The following is a 14,670-nucleotide window of genomic DNA, read 5'->3' on the forward strand; positions in this document are numbered from 1 at the left end:
GGGCTCATGAGCGAATCCCAGATCCTCGAAATCGCATCGGCCGACTGGCGCGGCGAGCAACTGGCGGTGCCGCGCGAGCAGTTGCTGGCCGCGCTCGAGACTGGCCGCGTGCTGTATTTCCCGAAGCTGCGCTTCGCGATCGACGGCGGCGAGCAAGCGCTGCTCGATCCGGCACTGGCCGACCCGAAGCGCAAGAACATCAGCCTCGCCCCCGACGGCAGCGCGGTGGCCGGCGTGCAGGGCGACGCGGTCACGCAGTCGGCCGTGCGCGCGCTGGTGGCGCGCTTCAAGCAGCAGGCCGGCACGCTGGTGGACGGCCTTTTCCCCGAGTATCGCGGCAAGCTGCGCATGGCACCGACCAGCCTGCGCCTGTGCCAGGTCGAGACGCGCGCCACCTCGTGGCGCAAGGACGACAGCCGGCTGCACGTGGATGCGTTTCCGTCGCGGCCGAACTATGGCGAGCGGATCCTGCGCGTGTTCGCCAACGTCAACCCGGCCGGCGTGCCGCGCGTGTGGCGCGTGGGCGAGCCGTTCGAGGATGTCGCCAGACGCTTCCTGCCCGGTATCCGCCCGCAGTGGCCGGGGTCGGCCCGGCTGCTCGAGCTGCTGCACGTGACCAAGTCGCGGCGCAGCGCCTACGACCACCTGATGCTGCGTCTGCACGACGCGATGAAGGCCGACCTCGACTATCAGCGCACCAGCCCGCAGCAGACCATGCCGTTCCCGTCCGGCTGCGTCTGGATCTGTTTCTCGGACCAAACCTCGCACGCGGTGATGTCGGGCCAGTTCATGATGGAGCAGACCTTCTTCCTGCCTGTCGAGGCGATGGTGCGGCCCGAATGCGCGCCGCTCGGCATCCTCGAACGCCTGCAGCAGCGCGCGCTCGTCTGAGCGCGGCAAACCGAATGGAAATCACGATGATGATGGCGTCATGTTGAGAGCGGTGTATCGCGCGCTTTGGTGGATCGTCGCGCCCGCCGCGGTAGTGCGCCTGTTCTGGCGGTCGCGCCGCGAGCGCGGCTATCGCGAGCATATCGGCGAGCGCTTCGGCCATCTCGCGCCGGCCATGCGCGCCGCGCGTGGCCCCGACGACAGCGCGCCGCTGATCTGGGTCCACGCGGTGTCGGTGGGCGAAACGCGCGCCGCGCAACCGCTGATCAAGGCGCTGCTGGCCGCGCGGCCCGACGCGAAGCTGCTCCTCACGCACATGACGCCGAGCGGGCGCGCGACCGGCGAGCAGCTGTTCGGCGCGCGCGTGCTGCGCGCCTATCTGCCCTACGACATGCCGCATCTGGTGCGCCGTTTCCTGCGCGCCTGGCGTCCCACGCTCGGGCTCGTGATGGAGACCGAGGTCTGGCCGACGCTGATCGACGAATGCCGGCGCGCCGCGGTGCCGCTGGTGCTGACCAACGCGCGCATGTCGGCGCGCTCGTTCCGGCGCGCCGCGCGGTTCGGGCCGGCCGCGCGCGAGGTGTTCGGCGGCTTCTCGCGCGTGCTCGCGCAGAGCCCTGCCGATGCCGAGCGGCTGATGGCGCTCGGCGCGCGCAACGTGGTGGTGCTCGGCAACCTGAAGTTCGACATGAGCACACCGCCCGAGCTGGTTGCGCGCGGTCGCGCATGGCGCGAGGCGATCGGCCGCCGGCCCGTGTGGGTGGCGGCCAGCACGCGCGAGGGCGAGGAGGCGCTGGTGCTGCGCGCGTTCGCGGCGCTGAAGACGCCCGGCGCGCTGCTGATCCTGGTGCCGCGCCATCCGCAGCGCTTCGACGAGGTGGCCGCGCTGGCCGGGCGCGAGGGGCTCGCGCTCGCACGGCGCTCGACGCACTGGGCGCCCGGCGCGGCCGCGGCCGCCGGCCTCACGGCCGCGCCGCTCGATGCCGGCGTCGCGGTGTTGCTGGGCGATTCGATGGGTGAGCTGGGCGCCTACTACGCGGCTGCCGACGCGGCCTTCATCGGCGGCAGCCTGCTGCCGCTCGGCGGCCAGAACCTGATCGAGGCCTGCGCGGTGGGCGTGCCGGTGTTGATCGGGCCGCACATGTTCAACTTCACGCAGGCCACCGCCGACGCGGTGGCGGCTGGCGCCGCCGCGCAGGTGCGCGATCCGGCCGAACTGGCCACGGCGCTCGACGCGCTGTTCGCCGATCCGGCGCGGCGCACCGCGATGGGCGCGGCCGGCGCCGCGTTCGCGGCGCGCCATCGCGGCGCGACCGCCCGCACCGTCGACGTGCTGACCGCGCTGCTGCCGCCACCGGGCGCGGCCGCGCGCGGCGGCGAGGGCGCAGGCGAGCACGACGCGAGCGACGGCGGCGAGCCCGAGCCGGCTTGAGCCCGGAACCCGCGGCGCGGCCTCGGCCGCCGGCCGCCGCGCGTGCCCGGCTTGCTTGGCGGGCCAGGCAGGGCCGGCACCGTCAGGCCGCCAGCAATCCCTTCTTCTCGATGAACGCGACCACCTCGGCCACGCCGTCGAGCGCCTTCAGGTTGGTCATCACATAGGGCCGCTCGCCGCGCATCCTGCGCGTGTCGGAGGCCATCACGTCGAGGTTCGCGCCGACCAGCGGCGCGAGGTCGGTCTTGTTGATGACGAGCAGGTCCGACTTGGTGATGCCCGGGCCGCCCTTGCGCGGGATCTTCTCGCCGCCGGCCACGTCGATCACGTAGATGGTCAGGTCCGACAGCTCGGGGCTGAAGGTGGCCGCGAGGTTGTCGCCGCCCGACTCGATGAAGACGATGTCGGCGTCGGGAAAGCGCCCCAGCATGCGGTCGACGGCCTCGAGATTGATCGACGCGTCCTCGCGGATCGCCGTGTGCGGGCAGCCGCCCGTCTCGACGCCCATGATGCGCGCCTCGGGCAGCGCGCCGGCCACCGTCAGCAGGCGCTGGTCTTCCTTGGTGTAGATGTCGTTGGTGATCGCGACGAGGTCGTAGCGTTCTCGCATCGCCTTGCAGAGCATTTCGAGCAGGGTGGTCTTGCCGGAGCCGACCGGGCCGCCGATGCCCACGCGCAGCGGCGGCAGCTTCTTGGTGCGGCGGGATGAGGAGGAAGAGGGAGTCATGGGGGCAGCGTTCAGGAGCGGAACAGTCGGGAGTACTGGGTTTCGTGCCGCGCCGACAGGATGCCGAGCAGCGGCGCGAAGGTATTGATCGCCTCGGGCGGCGTGGCGAGCGCGCGGCTCACCGCGGCGGCGATCGTGCCGCGCAGCGAGACGAGGATCTTCTGGCCGGCGAGCTGGCCGAGCGGCACCGCCTTCAGCGCGGCGGCGGCCTGATTCTCCACCCAGCCGAACGCGTAGGCGGCGAGCGCGGCCTCGGGTGCCGCGTCGTGCGCGGCCGCCGCGAACGCGTAGGCGGTGGGCAGCGCGACCGGCCGCAGCGCGGCGAGCGTGGCGCGGCGGCCGGCGTCGCTCCATTCGAGCGCGCCGCACAGCTGCGCGAGCGACCAGCCCATCTGCTCGGTCTCGCGGCGCAGCTCGGCCGATTCGCGGCTCGCGACGAACTCGGCGTTGGCCTCGGCGAGCGCGGCCGCGTCGTGGCGGCGCCAGCGCTCGAGCTGATGGGCGAGCAACGGCAGCTCGCCCGCCGCGAGCACGTCGGCCAGGCCGCTCGCGATCCAGTCGCGCGCGCTGTCGGCGTCGTGGATCAGGTTCGCGTCGAGCGCGGCCTCGAAGCCCTGCGAATAGCTGAACGCGCCGATCGGCAGCGCCGGCGAGGCCAGATGCAGCAGCGCGACGAGCTCAGCCGTGTCCATGGCCGTGCCGGTGCGTGCAGGCGGGGCCGTGGCGATGGCCGCCGGCGCCGGCCGGGTCCTGCCCGGCTGCGGGATCGTGCGCGTGGTCGCGCGGGTGATCGTGGCCGCAGGCGTGACCATCGTGTGAATGCGGGTGGTCGTGGGCGTGCGGGTGGCCGTGGCCGCCGTGCGAATGCGCGTGCCCGTGATGCTCGCCATACACCTGCTGCGCGAGCGCGTAGTCCTCGGCGAAGGTGGCGTCGTGGCCGTGCCGGTGGCCGCCGCCATAGGCGCCCGCCTCGGGCTGGAACGGCGCCTCGACGCGTTCGACGCGCGCGCCGAGCCGGGTCAGCATGTCGGCCAGCACCGGATCGTATTCGAGCTTGAGCGTGTGCGTGCCGATCTCGACCGGCGTGTGGCGGTTGCCGAGGTGGTAGGCGGCGCGCGTGAGGGTCAGCGCGTCGGGCGCGCGCACCAGCAGCACCGCCTCGGCGGCGGCGACGATCCGCACCAGGCCGCCGTCGTCGGCCACCAGCACGTCGCCGTCGGCGAGCACGGTGCCGCGCGGCAGCACCACGCCGAGCTCCTCGCCCGAGTCGAGGGTGGCCGCGAAGCGGCTCCTGCAGCGTGCGTCGTAGGCGAGCGTGAGGGTGGGCGCGCGCGCCACCAGCGACGCGGCGAGCCTGACGGGGGGGGCGATGCGTTTGTCGAGCGTGCGCATGGAGTGGTCAGAACAGGAAATAACGCTGCGCCATCGGCAGCACGGTGGCGGGCTCGCAGGTCAGCAGCTGGCCGTTGGCCACCACGTCGTAGGTCTCGGGATCGACGCTGATGCTCGGCCGCCACGCGTTGTGGATCATGTCGGCCTTGGTCACGCTGCGGCAGTGGCGGACCGCCACGACGCGCTTGGCAAGCCCGTAGCGCGCCGCCACGCCGGCATCGGCCGCGAGCTGCGAGACGAAGGTCAGCGAGGTGCGGCCCAGCGCGCCGCCGCGCGTGGCGAACATGTCGCGGAAATGGACCGGCTGCGGCGTCGGGATCGACGCGTTCGGATCGCCCATCTGGGCCACCGCGATCATCCCGCCCTTCAGGATCATGGCCGGCTTCACGCCGAAGAACGCCGGCTGCCACAGCACCAGGTCGGCCCACTTGCCGGGCTCGATCGAGCCGACCTCGTGCGCGATGCCGTGCGTGAGCGCCGGGTTGATGGTGTACTTCGCGACGTAGCGCTTGGCGCGGAAGTTGTCGTTGCGCGCGCCGTCCTCGGGCAGCGCGCCGCGCTGCACCTTCATCTTGTGCGCGGTCTGCCACGCGCGGATGATCACCTCGCCCACGCGGCCCATCGCCTGCGAGTCGGACGACATCATCGACAGGGCGCCGAGATCGTGCAGGATGTCCTCGGCCGCGATCGTCTCGCGGCGGATCCGCGATTCGGCGAACGCGAGGTCCTCGGCGATCGACGCATCGAGGTGATGGCAGACCATCAGCATGTCGAGGTGCTCGTCGAGCGTGTTGATCGTATACGGCCGCGTCGGGTTGGTCGACGAGGGCAGCACGTTCAGTTCCGAGCAGACCTTCAGGATGTCGGGCGCGTGGCCGCCGCCCGCGCCCTCGGTGTGATAGGTGTGGATCGTGCGGCCCTTGAACGCGGCCACCGTCGACTCGACGAAGCCGCCCTCGTTGAGCGTGTCGGTATGGATCGCCACCTGCGTGTCGGTGGCGTCCGCCACGGTGAGGCAGTTGTCGATCGCGGCCGGCGTCGAGCCCCAGTCCTCGTGCAGCTTGAGGCCGATCGCGCCGGCGGCGATCTGCTCCTCGGCCGGCTTCGGCAGGCTCACGTTGCCCTTGCCGAGAAAGCCGATGTTGATCGGCCAGCCGTCGGCGGCCTGCAGCATCCGTTCGAGGTGCCACGGCCCCGGCGTGCAGGTGGTGGCATTGGTGCCGGCGGCGGGGCCGGTGCCGCCGCCGATCATGGTGGTCACGCCCGAGGCGAGCGCCTCGTCGATCTGCTGCGGGCTGATGAAATGGATGTGCGTGTCGATGCCGCCGGCCGTGACGATCATGCCTTCGCCGGCGATCACCTCGGTGGCCGCGCCGATCGCGATCGTCACGCCGGGCTGTATGTCGGGATTGCCGGCCTTGCCGATCGCGGCGATGCGGCCGTCCTTGATGGCGATGTCGGCCTTCACGATGCCCCAGTGGTCGAGGATCACCGCGTTGGTGATGACGGTGTCGGCCACCTCGGCGGCCACGCGCTGCGACTGGCCCATGCCGTCGCGGATCACCTTGCCGCCGCCGAATTTCACTTCCTCGCCGTAGATCGTGCAGTCGCGCTCGACCTCGATCAGCAGTTCGGTGTCGGCGAGACGGATGCGGTCGCCCGTGGTCGGGCCGAACATTTCCGCGTAGGCGCGGCGGCTCAAGCGTAGTGTCATGGTGTGGAATCCCCGGGGCGCCGGCGGGCGCCCTGTGCGCAACGAATGGAGGCGGCGGGCGCTCAGAGCGCGCCCATCACCTTGCCCTGGAAGCCGTAGACGACGCGCGCGCCCGCCAGCGCGACCAGCTCGACGGTGCGCGTCTGGCCCGGCTCGAAACGCACCGCGGTGCCCGAGGCGATGTTGAGCCGGTAGCCGCGCGCGGCCGCGCGATCGAACGACAGCGCATCGTTGACTTCGTGGAAGTGGTAGTGCGAGCCGACCTGCACCGGCCGGTCGCCGGTGTTGGCCACCGTCAGCACGACGGTGGCGCGGCCCGCGTTCAGTTCGTGTTCGCCGTCGTCGACGAGGATCTCACCGGGAATCATCGCGGCCTCACGGAATCGGGTGGTGGACGGTGACGAGCTTGGTGCCGTCGGGGAAGGTCGCCTCGACCTGGATGTCGGGGATCATCTCGGGCACGCCGTCCATCACGTCCTCGCGCGTGAGCAGGGTGGTGCCGTAGTGCATCACCTCGGCCACGGTCCTGCCGTCGCGTGCCGCCTCCATCAGCGCCGCGGTGATGAACGCGACCGTCTCGGGATAGTTGAGCTTCAAGCCGCGTGCGCGGCGGCGCTCGGCGAGCAGCGCGGCGGTGAAGATCAGCAGCTTGTCTTTTTCTCGTGGAGTCAGCTTCATGAAAGCGGGATATTTAGCTTGACGTAATAATGCGTGCGTGCATGGGGCGTGTGGTCAACGATCGTAGCACCGCCGGCGCCGATGGCGTCGGAACGTTTCAGAATGCAAGCCGTGTGCCATGCGACAGTGCGTCGCTATGGGCGAATTCGGGGGGATTTTCCCTGCTCTGGTGCGCGGGCGGCCAGCGCGCGATGCGCGTGCGCACCACGCGGGTGCGTGGCGCTCAGGTCTGCCAGAGGCGCAGCGGACGCGCCTCGATGCCATGCACGATCGGGCGCAGCTGGGTCCAGAGCGAGACGAATAGCTGCTGCAGCGGCTCCATCGAGGCCGCGAGCGCGCGGATCAGCAGCACGCGCGGCGCGACGCAGGTGGCGCCGGCGCGCAGCGCGGTGTCGAACGGCAGCGCCGACGCGAGCGATTCGGCCAGCGCCTCGCTGCAGGCGTCGCCGATCGCCCACAGCGTGCCGTAGACCGGGAAGCCGGCAAGGCCCTGTGCCGTGACGCGCAGCGGTTCGCTGGCACCGAGGTGGGCGCGCTCGATCCAGAGCGGTTCGCCGGCCGCGGTGCCGATGCGCGCGTGGGACGCGATGCGGCCCAGCGACCAGGTCTCGCCGGCCGCCTGCCGGCCGAGCTGCGAGGCGTCCCAGCCGAGCGCGCTGGCGCGCTCGCCGAGCGTGAGCGAGAACTCGAGCGAGGCCTGCGCCGCGTCGAAGAACAGATTGTTCTGCGGCAGCCAGTCGAGCCTCGCGCCGTCGCCGACCTCGATCGCGATGCGCTGCCGCGCGTCGAGCCCGTTCGACTTGTACCACTTGGTCGCGCCGGGCGTCGTGATCACCGCATGGGCGCCGGCGCCCACCTTGACCGCGATGTCGAGCCGATCGCCGCCCGCCACGCCGCCGGGCGGATGCACGATCACGGCGTGGCAGACCGCGTCGCCCTCCGGGTACAGCGGGCGCTGGATGCGCAGCGGGCCGTCGTGGCGGCGGTGCACGAGCGCCGTGCGCGCCTGCTGCCGCTCGAAGCCGAGTTCGAGCGTCGCGCGCCACGATTTCTTGGCGGCCGGCGGGGGCGGGGCGGACGTGCCGGAAGCATCGGGAGCATCGGCGGTGGGGCGGGCGTGCGGATCGTGGGCGGACATCGAGTTGGGGAGGCGTCGGGTGATCGGGCGGTGCATTGGTGAATCGGTGAGTCGACGGCGGGCGCGGCGTGCGCGGCGGGCGGAGCGGGCATCGGCGCCGCGCCGCGTGCCGTGCCCCGTCATGCTACCTCAGGCCCGGCGGCGGGCGGCTGTCGCGCACGGCGCGCGGGACGGCACGGTACACTTTCGCGGTCTGCCCGAGGGCGTCGTCAACCTGCCGCGCGAATCGCCGGCCAACAGGAATCGAGCGCATGTATATTGCAATGAATCGTTTCAAGGTGGCATTGGGTTCCGAGAAGGATTTCGAACAGGTCTGGCTGGAGCGCGACTCGCAGCTCCAGCAGGTGCCGGGCTTCGTGGAGTTCCATCTGCTGCGCGGCCCGGTGCGCGACGACCACGTGCTCTACGCGAGCCATACGATCTGGGCCGATCAGGCCGCCTTCACGGCCTGGACCCAGTCCGAGGCGTTTCGCGCGGCGCACCGCAATGCGGGCGGCGCCAAGCGCCCGCTCTATCTCGGCCATCCCGAGTTCGAGGGCTTCGAGGTCATCCAGACCGTCGCCTGAGGCAGCGCGGCTCGGATGCCGGCGCGGCCGCGGCCTGGCCCGTGCCGGCCGCCTTCGCCGTCCTTACCGCCCGCGGGCATTGGCGTGCAGCCGGGCGCGGTCGTCAGACCGCGATCAACTCGCGCACGCCGTTGCGCTCCATCTCGCTGGCCGCGCCGCCCGCCACGATCTCGCCGCGGCTCATCACCCAGTAATGGTCGGCGATCGAGCGCGCGAAGTCGTAATACTGCTCCACCAGCAGCACCGTCATCCCGGTCTCGTCAACCAGCTGCCGCAGCGTGCGGCCGATGTCCTGGATGATCGACGGCTGGATGCCCTCGGTCGGCTCGTCGAGGATCAGCAGCTGCGGCTCGCTCATCAGCGCACGGCCGATCGCCAGCTGTTGCTGCTGGCCGCCCGACAGGTCGCCGCCGCGCCGTGCGCGCATTTCCTTCAGCACCGGGAACAGCTCGTAGATCCGCTGCGGCACCTTCGACGGCGCCTTGCGGCTCGCCGCGCCCACCAGCAGGTTTTCCTCCACCGTCAGGCGCGGAAAGATATCGCGGCCCTGCGGCACGTAGGCCAGGCCGGCGGCCACGCGCGCATGCGGCGCGAGCGCGTCGAGCGCGCGGCCGTCCCAGGCGATCGTGCCGCCGCGGGCGGCCACCACCCCCATCACGCAGCGCAGCAGCGTGGTCTTGCCCACCCCGTTGCGGCCGAGCAGCACGGTCAGCTTGCCCGCTTCGGCGCTCAGGTTCACGTCGCGCAGGATGTGGCTGCCGCCGTAGTACTGGTTCAGCGATTCGATCTTCAGCATGGCTTGTCGTGAATCCTTGTGCTTCAGCGTCCGAGGTACGACTCGATCACGGCCGGGTCGCGCTTGACCTGCTCGAGCGTGCCCTGCGAGAGCACCGCGCCTTCGGCCATCACGGTCACGCGGCCGCTCTCGCCGGCCAGCGCCGCGACGAATTCCATGTCGTGTTCCACCACCATCATCGAGCAGGTGCCGCGCAGCCGGTTGAGCAACTGCGCGAGCTCCATCGTCTCGTGGTCGGTCATGCCCGCGGCCGGCTCGTCGAGCAGCAGCAGCGCGGGCTGCTGCATCAGCAGCATGCCGATCTCGAGCCGCTGCTTCTGGCCGTGCGAGAGCTCGCCCGCGAGCCGGTAGGCGCTGTCCTCGAGCTTGATCAGTTCGAGCGTGGCCTCGATGCGGGCCTGCGCCGCGCGATCGAGCCGCGCGCGCAGCGAGGCGAGCCACCCCTTGTCGGCCTTCATCGCCAGTTCGAGGTTCTCCCACACCGGATGCGCCTCGAACACGGTCGGCTTCTGGAACTTGCGGCCGATGCCGATGCGCGCGATCTCGGGCTCGCTCATCCGCGCGAGGTCGATGGTCTGGCCGAGGAACACCTTGCCCGAGTCCGGCCGCGTCTTGCCGGTGATCACGTCCATCATGGTGGTCTTGCCGGCGCCGTTCGGGCCGATCACGCAGCGCAGCTCGCCCGCGTCGATCGCGAGCGAGAGCTTCCTGAGCGCGCGAAAGCCGTCGAAGCTGACCTCGATGTCCTCCAGGTAGAGGATCGTGCCGTGCGAGGTGTCGATCGCGCCCGGCTCGACCACGCGCGCCATCGAGGCCACGCCGCTCACGGCGAGGGCGGTGGCGTGCGTGCTCATCGGCGTGCTCCGCGCTTCAGGAGGGAATCGGCCAGGCCGACGATGCCGCGCGGCATCAAGAGCGGCACCAGCACGAAGATCAGGCCGAGGAAGAACAGCCAGTATTCGGCGAAGTAGGCGGTGAAGAAGCTCTTCGCGCCGTTCACGGCAAACGCGCCGAGGATCGGCCCGATCAGCGTGCCGCGCCCGCCCACGGCCACCCAGATCGCCATCTCGATCGAGTTGCCCGGCGACATCTCGCCGGGATTGATGATGCCGACCTGCGGCACGTACAGGGCGCCGGCGATGCCGCACAGCACCGCCGACACGGTCCACACGAACAGCTTGTAGGCGAGCGGGCTGTAGCCGAGGAACATCAGGCGCGTTTCGCCGTCGCGCACGGCGGTGACCACGCGGCCGAGCTTGGAGGTGACGATCGCGCGCGCGGCCACGAAGGCCAGCACCAGGGTGGCGAAGGTCAGCAGCAGCAGCACCGTGCGCGTGCCGGGCGAGGTGATGCCGAAGCCGGCGATGCGCTTGAAGTCGGTGAAGCCGTTGTTGCCGCCGAAGCCGGTCTCGTTGCGGTAGAACAGCAGCATGGCGGCGAACGTCATGGCCTGCGTGATGATCGACAGGTACACGCCCTTCACGCGCGAGCGGAACGTGAAGAAGCCGAACACCCAGGCCACCACGGCGGGCGCGAGCACCACCAGCGCGAGCGCGACGGCCAGATGATCGGAGCCGTGCCAGTACCACGGCAGCGACTTCCAGTTCAGGAACACCATGAAGTCGGGCAGGCTGCTGCCGTACACGCCGTCGTGGCCGATTTCGCGCATCAGGTACATGCCGATCGCGTAGCCGCCGAGCGCGAAGAACAGGCCGTGGCCGAGGCTCAGGATGCCGCAGTAGCCCCACACCAGGTCGAGCGCGAGCGCGCCGATCGCGTAGCACATGAACTTGCCGGCGATCGTCATGGCATAGGCCGACAGGTGGAACGCGCTCGTCTCGGGCGCGACCAGCGCGGCGAGCGGCACGCCGACGCCGATCGCCAGGCACAGCGCGACGAGCGCGAGCCAGGCGCGGCGCGAGAGCAGCGCCGCGCGCGGCGGCAGGCCGAGCGCGAAGCCGGGCGCGCCGGCGGGCGCGGGCGTGGGCACCGTGGCCGGTGCCAGCGGGGAGGAGGTGATCGAAGTCATCGCGTCAAGCCTCCGCGCTGCGGCCCTTCAGGGCGAACATGCCCTGCGGGCGCTTCTGGATGAACAGCACGATCATCACGAGCACGGCGATCTTGGCGAGCACGGCGCCCCAGAACGGCTCGATGGCCTTGCTGACGAGCCCGAGGCCGAAGCCGCCCACCACCGTGCCGGCGATCTGGCCGACGCCGCCGAGCACCACCGCCATGAACGAATCGATGATGTAGTTCTGGCCGAGGTCGGGGCCGACGTTGCCGATCTGCGAGAGCGCGCAGCCGCCGAGCCCGGCGATGCCGGCGCCGAACGCGAACGCATAGGCATCGACGCGCGCCGTCTTCACGCCGACGCAGGCGGCCATCCGGCGGTTCTGCGTGACCGCGCGCACGAACAGGCCGAGCCGGGTCCGGGTCAGCACGCCCCAGGCCACCGCCACCACCGCCAGCGAGAACGCGAGGATTACGATGCGGTTGTACGGCAGGATCAGGTTCTGCATCACCGTCACGCCGCCGCTCATCCAGGCGGGATTGGCCACCTGCACGTTCTGCGCCCCGAAGATCATGCGCGTGGCCTGGATCAAAATCAGGCTCACGCCGAAGGTGGCCAGCAGCGTTTCGAGCGGACGGCCGTAGAGATGGCGCAGCACGCTGCGCTCCAGCACGATGCCGACGAGCGCGGCGGCCGCGAACGAGGCCGGCATGGCCACCAGCGGGTACCAGTCGAAGGCGCCCGGCGCGTAGCGCTGGAACAGCGTCTGCACCACGTAGGTGGCATAGGCGCCGATCATCAGGAATTCGCCGTGCGCCATGTTGATCACGCCGATCAGGCCGTAGGTGATGGCGAGGCCCAGCGCGGCGAGCAGCAGCACGCTGCCGAGCGAGAGCCCCGCGAACAGCGTGCTGGCGAGCTCGCCGCGCTCCTGCAGCGCGTGCAGCGCGTCGAGCCCCTGCTGGGCGGCCTCGCGCACGCGCGCGTCGGGTTCGGCGTCGCTGCCGTCGGGCCGCTTGGCCACCAGCGGGCGCAGTTGCTCGATCATGTCGAGATCGTGGCGCGCGGCTACCAGTTGCACCGCCTCGAGGCGCTTGGCGGGATCGGCGTCGTGCAGCGCGGCGATCGCCCACAGCGCGTCGAGCCGGTGCTTGAGCGTGGGGTCGGTTTCCTTCGCGCGGGCACGGTCGATCAGCGGCTTTTCCGAGGCGTCCGGATTCTTCAGCAGCGCGTCGATGGCGGCCGTGCGGGTGGCGAGATCGGGCGAGGCGAGCGCGAGGCCGGACAGCGCGCCGGCGACCTTGCTGCGCAGCAGGTTGTTGAGCGTGACGGGCTGGGCGTCGCCGGGCGGCACCACGGCGCCCGAGAGCGCGTCGCGGGTGCTGCCGTCGTCGGCCTGCAGCAGCAGCCTGCGGCTGTCGGTGGCGAGCGCGGCGCCGTCGGCGAGCGCGTGCAGCAGCGCGACCGACGCGGCGTCGTCGGCCGCGGCGAGGTGGTCGATGGCGGCGAGCTTCGCGTCGAAGTCGTCGCCGGCCAGCGCGGCCGCGTCGGCGGCCTGGAGCGCGAAGGCGGCGGGGCTGCCGAGCGCGCATGCCGCGCAAACCAGCAGCAGCCGCAGGAGGGGGCGCAGAGTCATGAGCAGGATCCGTCGAGCGAGGACATCGCGGGACAGGGCGCCGACTGCGCGCCCCAGGTCCCGGCGTGGCGAGTTACGCGAGCGCGGCGGCGCGGCGGCGGCGCAGGAACTCGCCGATCGAGCTGACCACGTCGGGCTTGCCGGCGTTGCCCGGGATATAAGGGCTCCACGGCTGGGCGCGGATCGTGGTCTTGGTGCGCCAGACCACGTTGAACTGGCCGTCGGCGCGGATCTCGCCGATCATGACCGGCTTGTGCAGGTGGTGGTTGCCGTCCATCTCCAGCACGAAGCCCGAGGGGGCGGCGAACTTCTGGCCCACCATGGCCGTGCGCACCTTGTCGACGTCGACGCTTTTGGCCTTCTCCACGGCCTGTTTCCACATGTGGATGCCCACGTAGGTGGCCTCCATCGGGTCGTTGGTGACGCGCTTGGCGCCGCCGGGCAGGTTGTTCTTCTTCACCCAGTCGGCGAACATCGCCTTGAACTTGGTGTTCTCGGGGTTGCGCAGCGACATGAAGTAGTTCCAGGCGGCGAGGTTGCCGACCAGCGGCTTGGTGTCGATGCCGCGCAGTTCCTCCTCGCCGACCGAGAAGGCCACCACCGGCACGTCGGTGGCCTTGAGGCCCTGGTTGCCGAGTTCCTTGTAGAACGGCACGTTGGAGTCGCCGTTGATGGTGGAGATCACGCAGGTCTTGCCGCCCTGGGAGAAGGTGCGGATGTTCGCGACGATGGTCTGGTAGTCGCTATGGCCGAACGGGGTGTAGACCTCCTGGATGTCGGCGTCCTGCACGCCCTTGGACTTCAGGAAGGCGCGCAGGATCTTGTTGGTGGTGCGCGGGTAGACGTAGTCGGTGCCGAGCAGGAAGAAGCGCTTGGCGCCGCCGCCTTCGGCGCTCATCAGGTATTCGGTGGCGGGGATGGCCTGCTGGTTGGGTGCGGCGCCGGTGTAGAACACGTTGCGCGACATCTCCTCGCCCTCGTACTGGACCGGATAGAAGAGCAGGCCGTTGAGTTCCTCGAACACGGGCAGCACCGACTTGCGCGAGACCGAGGTCCAGCAGCCGAACACGACGGCGACCTTGTCCTGGGTGAGCAGGCTGCGGGCCTTCTCGGCGAACAGCGGCCAGTTGGAGGCGGGATCGACCACCACCGGCTGGAGCTGGCGCCCCATCACGCCGCCGGCCTGATTGATCTGCGCGATGGTCATCAACGCGGTGTCCTTCAGCGAGGTCTCGGAGATCGCCATCGTGCCCGACAGCGAATGCAGGATGCCAACCTTGATCGGGCCCGTGTCCTGAGCGGCACGCGCCAGCGGAATGCGCCCCGCGAGCGTGAGGGCACCCGCCATCGAACCGACCTTCAACAGACTGCGACGCTTCATCGACTTCCCCTTGACGTGTTGGCATGTGTGCGCCGGCCGGCGCTGTCGGGCAGGGGTAATGCAAGGCATGTGCCAGAGGCGGGCAAAGCCGTTGCCGGCGCGGTTTCACCGGCGGTTTGGCGGTGCCGCGCGTAGCCATGCCGGCGGGGCGGGGGCCGTGGCGGTGCAGCGGCGCGGGCGAAGCTGGTGCATTGGTGCGCGATCGTGCGCGATCGTCGCGCGAAGGGGGGGCTCGGCGGCGCTGCGGCGGCCGGCACGGCGCCGGCAACACGCGGCGCACGCAGGCGGTGCATGGCGCACGACATCAC

General features: G+C 70.9%; 15 protein-coding genes. 3 read left to right on the forward strand and 12 right to left on the reverse strand.

Annotated features, from left to right (window positions below; genetic code table 11):
* Positions 1-6: 6 nt before the first annotated feature.
* Complete coding sequence (locus KS03_RS20870) at positions 7-891, forward strand: Kdo hydroxylase KdoO (protein WP_012734831.1); 885 nt, start codon at positions 7-9, stop codon at positions 889-891.
* Between the two features lie 40 nt (positions 892-931).
* The gene (gene waaA, locus KS03_RS20875) at positions 932-2,323 is read left to right on the forward strand and encodes a lipid IV(A) 3-deoxy-D-manno-octulosonic acid transferase (protein ID WP_012734832.1); all 1,392 of its coding nucleotides are present in this window, start codon (positions 932-934) and stop codon (positions 2,321-2,323) included.
* Between the two features lie 82 nt (positions 2,324-2,405).
* Here the strand turns inward: waaA and ureG are convergent, their stop codons facing one another.
* The 7 genes from ureG to KS03_RS20910 all read right to left on the reverse strand — a co-directional run bounded on the left by ureG (position 2,406) and on the right by KS03_RS20910 (position 7,972).
* On the reverse strand, positions 2,406-3,050 hold the full coding sequence (gene ureG / locus KS03_RS20880) for an urease accessory protein UreG (protein ID WP_012734833.1): 645 nt from the start codon (positions 3,048-3,050) through the stop codon (positions 2,406-2,408).
* Between the two features lie 11 nt (positions 3,051-3,061).
* The gene (locus KS03_RS20885) at positions 3,062-3,742 is read right to left on the reverse strand and encodes an urease accessory protein UreF (RefSeq protein WP_012734834.1); all 681 of its coding nucleotides are present in this window, start codon (positions 3,740-3,742) and stop codon (positions 3,062-3,064) included.
* Positions 3,729-4,442, reverse strand: coding sequence for an urease accessory protein UreE (ureE, locus tag KS03_RS20890; protein ID WP_012734835.1), 714 nt, complete (start codon positions 4,440-4,442; stop codon positions 3,729-3,731). Before ureE ends, KS03_RS20885 begins: the two co-directional genes overlap by 14 nt.
* Before the next feature lie 7 nt (positions 4,443-4,449).
* Positions 4,450-6,156, reverse strand: coding sequence for an urease subunit alpha (gene ureC / locus KS03_RS20895; protein ID WP_012734836.1), 1,707 nt, complete (start codon positions 6,154-6,156; stop codon positions 4,450-4,452).
* 62 nt (positions 6,157-6,218) lie between these two features.
* Complete coding sequence (locus KS03_RS20900; RefSeq protein ID WP_012734837.1) at positions 6,219-6,524, reverse strand: urease subunit beta; 306 nt, start codon at positions 6,522-6,524, stop codon at positions 6,219-6,221.
* A 7-nt stretch (positions 6,525-6,531) separates the two neighbouring features.
* Positions 6,532-6,834: an urease subunit gamma gene (locus KS03_RS20905; RefSeq protein ID WP_012734838.1), complete on the reverse strand. Its 303-nt coding sequence runs from the start codon at positions 6,832-6,834 to the stop codon at positions 6,532-6,534.
* 223 nt (positions 6,835-7,057) lie between these two features.
* A complete protein-coding gene (locus KS03_RS20910; protein WP_012734839.1) occupies positions 7,058-7,972 on the reverse strand; it encodes an urease accessory protein UreD in 915 nt (304 codons plus the stop codon).
* Between the two features lie 251 nt (positions 7,973-8,223).
* Here KS03_RS20910 and hmuQ point away from each other — a divergent pair, with 251 nt between their 5' ends.
* A complete protein-coding gene (gene hmuQ / locus KS03_RS20915; protein ID WP_012734840.1) occupies positions 8,224-8,538 on the forward strand; it encodes a heme-degrading protein HmuQ in 315 nt (104 codons plus the stop codon).
* Between the two features lie 103 nt (positions 8,539-8,641).
* On the opposite strand, the gene urtE is transcribed toward hmuQ, so the two are convergent.
* The 5 genes from urtE to urtA all read right to left on the reverse strand — a co-directional run bounded on the left by urtE (position 8,642) and on the right by urtA (position 14,362).
* Positions 8,642-9,334, reverse strand: a complete 693-nt coding sequence (gene urtE, locus KS03_RS20920) for an urea ABC transporter ATP-binding subunit UrtE (RefSeq protein ID WP_012734841.1) — start codon at positions 9,332-9,334, stop codon at positions 8,642-8,644.
* Between the two features lie 23 nt (positions 9,335-9,357).
* Positions 9,358-10,188: an urea ABC transporter ATP-binding protein UrtD gene (gene urtD, locus KS03_RS20925; RefSeq protein ID WP_012734842.1), complete on the reverse strand. Its 831-nt coding sequence runs from the start codon at positions 10,186-10,188 to the stop codon at positions 9,358-9,360.
* Positions 10,185-11,363, reverse strand: coding sequence for an urea ABC transporter permease subunit UrtC (urtC, locus tag KS03_RS20930; RefSeq protein ID WP_012734843.1), 1,179 nt, complete (start codon positions 11,361-11,363; stop codon positions 10,185-10,187). The genes urtD and urtC overlap by 4 nt, the downstream gene beginning before the upstream one ends.
* Before the next feature lie 4 nt (positions 11,364-11,367).
* Entirely contained in the window at positions 11,368-12,981 is a 1,614-nt protein-coding gene (gene urtB / locus KS03_RS20935; RefSeq protein WP_012734844.1) for an urea ABC transporter permease subunit UrtB, read from the reverse strand.
* Positions 12,982-13,054: 73 nt separating this feature from the next.
* The gene (gene urtA, locus KS03_RS20940; protein ID WP_012734845.1) at positions 13,055-14,362 is read right to left on the reverse strand and encodes an urea ABC transporter substrate-binding protein; all 1,308 of its coding nucleotides are present in this window, start codon (positions 14,360-14,362) and stop codon (positions 13,055-13,057) included.
* Between the last annotated feature and the right edge of the window lie 308 nt (positions 14,363-14,670).

It is taken from the genome of Burkholderia glumae LMG 2196 = ATCC 33617, from assembly GCF_000960995.1.
Lineage (GTDB): Bacteria > Pseudomonadota > Gammaproteobacteria > Burkholderiales > Burkholderiaceae > Burkholderia > Burkholderia glumae.